Here is a 4,506-nt window from a genome sequence, read left to right as displayed (position 1 = left end):
CGGTCGAGCGACCGCGCCTCAAAATCAGCGGTGATGTAGCAGAGCCTGTTTGACCCGGCAACCGGGTATTGGAGATTGTCGGGGGCCGCCAGATTGAGCAATGTCAGACACTTAGCCAAAGGTGCGACGGTTTGCGCAATTCTAAGGCACTGAAAAGATGCACTGATCCACTTTTTCTCACGTTGTCAGCCTTTAAATTGGCCCTAAACTGGCTTTGCGCCGGGTTGTTTAAGTCCGTCCAAAACGCGCAAGGGGCGCCGTATCGCCTCGCTCAGGCCCGGACGGGGCGGGGCTGGTACCTGCTTTTTGACCTCCACCATCAAGACACCGCCCGCAAACCGGTTTGAGACTTTGCGCCCCAGCTTCTCCCACATCTCCCCGGTCTTCAGCCAAAACGGCGTCGCACTTGGGGGTTGATAAAGGGCTGCAACATGGCGCGTCGGCAGCAGGCCCATAACACGCAACTGCGCTTCAAGCTGGCCAAGCGAGAAAGGCCGACCAAAGCCGAAAGGTGTGCCATCGCGTCGCGCCCAAAGCCCCACGCGGTTCGGCACGATGAACAAAGCGCGGCCTTCTGGCGCAAGAACCCGGTAACATTCTTCCAGCAACTCAATTGGATGTTCGCTGGCCTCTAACCCATGCATCACGATCAGCTTGTGGATACTGTCAGTCTCGACAGGCCACTGCGTTTCTTCGCAAAGCACCGACACGTTCGCCATGCCAGCAGGCCAAGGCATCACCCCCTGTTGTCCCGGCATCAGGGCGGTGACCCGGCGCGCCTCGCTGAGGTAGGGTCGCAACAATGGTGCTGCGAAGCCGAAACCGGCGACGTTCTGCCCTTTGGCCTCGGGCCACAAAGTTGTAACCTGGGCGCGGATAGCCGCCTGAGCACCGCGCCCCAGTTGGGTACGATAATAAAACGTTCTAAGATCGAGCACATCGAGGTGCATTGCGCTCTGCCTTCTTTTGGCTGAAACTTCCTGAAAACCATATAGGGTTAAATTTACATTGCCATGACATTTGATCTGATCACAATTCCCTGCCGGACCGATAATTACGCCTTTCTACTTCATGCGGACGGCAAGACTGCTCTTGTCGACGCGCCCGAGGCTGGACCGATTATATCGGCGCTTGCGGACCGGGGTTGGGGGTTGGACGAGATCTGGATCACCCATCACCACGACGACCACATTGACGGCGTCGACACGTTGCGCCGGAAGTTCGGCGCAACAGTACGGGGAGCGAAGATCGATGCGCACCGCCTGCCGGAGCTTGACCATGCCCATGTCGACGGCGACAGCTTCGATTTTGCCGATTTTCCTGTGACCGTAATGGATGTGTCGGGCCATACTCTCGGACACGTTGCATTTTACGTCGCGCAGGCGAACGCTGTTTTCACCGCAGACAGCTTAATGGCGCTTGGGTGCGGCCGCTTATTTGAAGGCACTCCGGACACAATGTGGAACAGTCTTTCACGCCTGGCAAACCTCCCGCCGGAAACAACGGTCTGTTCCGGTCACGAATATACCGAAGCCAATGGCCGGTTTGCCATCACAATCGAGCCGGAAAATCCCGATTTGGTACAGCGCATTTCCGACATCAAAGTGGCCCGCTCCGCGGGCCAACCTACCGTGCCTTCAACGCTAAAACTTGAGCTTCAGACCAATCCTTTCCTGCGCGCGGGATTGCAGAGCCTGAAAGACACCCTAAATATGAGCGGAGCCACAGACGCAGAAGTCTTCGCAGAAATCAGGCGTAGAAAAGATTCTTTCTAAAAATGCCATAATTTTCTGCGATTTACGTGGTAAAATGCGTCACAAAGTAAAAATGTGATGTATCGCAAGGAAAAATGTCTTGAAGCTCGGCGAAACTAACCGAAGTCTAAGACTATGAGGCCACGGTATGGTGGGGCCTGTCCCGCCGGACCTATAATGTAAGGAGCACAGAGCGTGCCATCTTTTTCAAAGACGCTCGAAGATGCGATCCACGCGGCACTGGCAATCGCCAATTCGCGCCGCCACGAGCTTGCAACGCTGGAACATTTACTTCTGGCCCTGATCGATGAACCTGACGCCGCCAAGGTGATGCAGGCCTGTTCCGTTGATCTGGAAGAATTGCGGAAGACTCTGAACGATTTCATCGACGATGATCTGTCGACACTTGTAACAGAAGTTGAAGGGTCGGAAGCCGTGCCAACCGCCGCCTTCCAGCGTGTGATACAGCGCGCCGCAATCCATGTGCAGTCTTCGGGCCGCACGGAAGTTACCGGCGCAAATGTGTTGGTGGCAATCTTCGCCGAACGCGAATCTAATGCGGCGTATTTCCTGCAAGCACAGGACATGACCCGCTACGACGCCGTCAACTTTATCGCTCATGGCGTTGCGAAGGACCCGTCCTTTGGCGAGAGCCGGTCGGTGTCTGGTGCGCCTGAGTTTGACGACGAAGCCCAGGCCGCGGCCGGATCGTCGGAAGCGGAACCCAAAGAATCTGCTCTGGCTAAATATTGTGTCGATCTGAACGTGAAGGCAGAAAAGGGCGATGTTGATCCGCTGATCGGGCGCCACGAAGAGGTCGAACGCTGCATTCAGGTGCTGTGCCGCCGCCGCAAGAACAACCCGCTTCTGGTGGGTGATCCTGGTGTCGGTAAAACGGCCATTGCCGAAGGTCTGGCGCGTAAAATTATCGCCAAGGAAACACCGGAAGTGCTGCTGGGCGCGACCATCTTCTCGCTCGATATGGGCGCGCTTCTGGCCGGCACACGCTATCGCGGTGACTTCGAGGAACGTCTGAAAGCCGTCATGACCGAGATGGAAGAGCATCCCGATGCGATCCTGTTCATAGACGAAATTCATACCGTCATCGGGGCTGGTGCCACGTCTGGCGGCGCGATGGACGCATCCAACCTTCTGAAGCCTGCGCTTCAAGGCGGCAAACTGCGCTGCATGGGGTCGACCACGTACAAGGAGTTCCGTCAGCATTTCGAAAAGGACCGTGCGTTAAGCCGCCGGTTCCAGAAGATTGATGTGAACGAACCGACTGTTGAGGACAGCGTGAAAATCCTCCTCGGCCTGAAGCCGTATTTCGAGGAGCATCACTCGGTCAGCTACACCGACGATGCCGTGCGCACCGCGGTTGAATTGTCCGCGCGTTACATCAACGACCGGAAGCTACCGGATAAAGCAATCGACGTGATCGACGAGGCGGGTGCTGCACAGCATCTGGTGCCAGCTGACAAGCGCGACAAGATAATCGACGTCAGACAGATCGAAAACGTGGTCGCCAAGATCGCGCGCATTCCGCCCAAGAACGTCTCGAAAGACGATTCTGCCGTGTTGAAGAATTTGGATGCCTCGCTGAAGCGCGTTGTGTTCGGGCAAAACGATGCCATTGACGCGCTGTCGTCTGCGATCAAGCTAAGCCGCGCGGGTCTGCGCGAACCGGAAAAGCCAATTGGTAACTATCTGTTCGCCGGTCCAACGGGTGTCGGTAAGACCGAGGTCGCCAAACAATTGGCGGACGTGCTTGGTGTCGAGCTGCTACGCTTTGACATGTCGGAATACATGGAAAAACACGCGGTCTCGCGTCTGATTGGTGCGCCTCCGGGATATGTTGGCTTTGATCAGGGTGGTCTTTTGACCGACGGTGTCGATCAGCATCCCCATTGCGTGTTGTTGCTTGACGAGATCGAGAAAGCGCACCCCGATGTGTTCAACATCCTGCTTCAGGTCATGGACCACGGCAGTCTGACAGATCACAACGGGCGCAAAATCGATTTCCGCAATGTCGTGCTTATCATGACCTCGAACGCGGGCGCGGCTGATATGGCGAAAGCTGCAATTGGCTTTGGTCGCGACAGGCGCGAAGGCGAAGATACAGCCGCGATTGAACGTATGTTCACGCCGGAATTCCGCAACCGTCTGGATGCGGTGATCAGCTTTGGTGCGCTCCCGAAGGAGGTTATTCTTCAGGTCGTGGAGAAGTTCGTGTTGCAGCTTGAAGCACAGCTTATGGACCGCAACGTCCTTATCGAACTGACCCGTCCCGCAGCGGAATGGCTTGCAAATAAGGGCTATGACGACACCATGGGCGCGCGCCCTCTGGGACGCGTGATCCAGGAATACATCAAAAAACCGTTGGCTGAGGAGTTGTTGTTTGGCAAGTTGGCCAAGGGCGGCATCGTCAAAGTGGGCGTGAAGGAAGGCAAGTTGGACCTTCGGATCGAATATAAGACGAAGCGGATTTCACCGAAGAAAAAGCCGCCTTTGCTGACGGCTGATTAAGTGTCTTACGTTTTATTTGGAAAGGCCTCGCAATTTGCGGGGCCTTTTCTTTTGATAAGTGACCGCAAGCACACTTCTTCAATAAGGGACCCCAATGTTCGCCCGTTTTTTAGATAGTCTCGTCGTACATGCGGTCCGCTTTGCCGCAATTGCTCTGTACCCAAGAGTGGTGTGGCTGAACATGCCCCATAGCGGCAATAGACGGCTACCAAATTCCGCCGACCCG

3 protein-coding genes are annotated in these 4,506 nt (G+C 55.8%); 2 read left to right on the top strand and 1 reads right to left on the bottom strand.

Going from position 1 to position 4,506, the window contains the following annotated elements; translation table 11 throughout:
• Nucleotides 1-203 precede the first annotated feature (203 nt).
• The gene (locus AC221Y_RS20605) at nucleotides 204-950 is read right to left on the bottom strand and encodes a hypothetical protein (protein ID WP_299753453.1); all 747 of its coding nucleotides are present in this window, start codon (nucleotides 948-950) and stop codon (nucleotides 204-206) included.
• Nucleotides 951-1,013: 63 nt separating this feature from the next.
• Here AC221Y_RS20605 and gloB point away from each other — a divergent pair, with 63 nt between their 5' ends.
• Nucleotides 1,014-1,775 carry a hydroxyacylglutathione hydrolase gene (gloB, locus tag AC221Y_RS20600; RefSeq protein WP_299753455.1) on the top strand — a complete coding sequence of 254 codons (762 nt, stop codon included), beginning with the start codon at nucleotides 1,014-1,016 and terminating at the stop codon, nucleotides 1,773-1,775.
• A gap of 174 nt (nucleotides 1,776-1,949) precedes the next feature.
• Nucleotides 1,950-4,280, top strand: a complete 2,331-nt coding sequence (gene clpA, locus AC221Y_RS20595; protein ID WP_299753457.1) for an ATP-dependent Clp protease ATP-binding subunit ClpA — start codon at nucleotides 1,950-1,952, stop codon at nucleotides 4,278-4,280.
• Nucleotides 4,281-4,506: the final 226 nt, after the last annotated feature.

It is taken from the genome of Boseongicola sp., assembly GCF_057460485.1.
Note: the sequence above shows the minus strand (reverse complement) of the source record. Positions and strands in the feature narration are given on the sequence as shown.